General features: G+C 46.6%; 1 tRNA gene and 1 rRNA gene. Both read right to left on the bottom strand.

From position 1 onward, the window contains the following. Window positions 1–654, bottom strand: a 23S ribosomal RNA gene (locus HPC37_RS10775); the annotation flags it as partial. Window positions 655–925: 271 nt separating this feature from the next. Then, window positions 926–1,001: transfer RNA gene (locus HPC37_RS10770), tRNA-Ala, on the bottom strand. Window positions 1,002–1,029 lie beyond the last annotated feature (28 nt).

The raw sequence follows: 1,029 nt of genomic DNA, 5'->3' as shown, positions 1-1,029 counted from the left end.
ATCATTAAGCCCCCTCTGTTTGATTTTTGGGTTGGACTTCACTGCGTGAAGTCAACCGCACTTTTAAACAAAAGGCGCATTGCTTATCATCAAGCGTTTGGCTTAATGATGGGGCTCCCACTGCTTGTACGTACAGGGTTTCAGGTTCTATTTCACTCCCTTCACCAGGGTTCTTTTCGCCTTTCCCTCACGGTACTGGTTCACTATCGGTCAGTCAGGAGTATTTAGCCTTGGAGGATGGTCCCCCCATCTTCAAACAGGATTTCTCGTGTCCCGCCCTACTTGTTGTTAGCTTAGTACCACACCCTGGCTTTTAAATACGGGACTATCACCCTCTTCGGTCAGGCTTCCCAGCCTGTTCTTCTTGCTCTGGTGCTATCACTAACGGCTCCTCCGCTTTCGCTCGCCGCTACTTGCAGAATCTCGGTTGATTTCTTTTCCTCGGGGTACTGAGATGTTTCAGTTCTCCCGGTTCGCCTCTTTAACCTATGGATTCAGTTAAAGATAGTAGATTCTTCATCTACTGGGTTTCCCCATTCGGACATCGTGGGTTAAACGCTTCTTATCAACTCACCCACGCTTTTCGCAGATTAGCACGTCCTTCTTCGCCTCTGACTGCCTAGGCATCCACCCTGCACGCTTAGTCACTTAACCATACAACCTCAAGTATTTTGATACTTTAAGTTGAACGTTAAACAAACTCGTGCGTAGTTACCTACGCTACCTGCAATGCCTTTTTTCATCACAGGATTTTTATACTCAGCTCTTACGTGTCTTGGTATCACTACCTCAACCACGCTTGAGTTCTCTTCAGTTTTTAGCTTGTTTCCAATTTTTTAAAGAACAATTACGGTTTTTCAACCATACCTAAGCTATCTTAACCGCACTTTGGTTTTCACCGCGCGGAAAATACCTTAGGTATGCTTGGTGGAGCTAAGCGGGATCGAACCGCTGACCTCCTGCGTGCAAAGCAGGCGCTCTCCCAGCTGAGCTATAGCCCCAGTCTTGACTGCACTTTGTTATTCTTTT

This window comes from Spirabiliibacterium mucosae, from assembly GCF_014884965.1.
In the GTDB taxonomy this organism is placed as follows: domain Bacteria; phylum Pseudomonadota; class Gammaproteobacteria; order Enterobacterales; family Pasteurellaceae; genus Spirabiliibacterium; species Spirabiliibacterium mucosae.
This window is presented reverse-complemented; position numbering and strand designations above follow the sequence as displayed.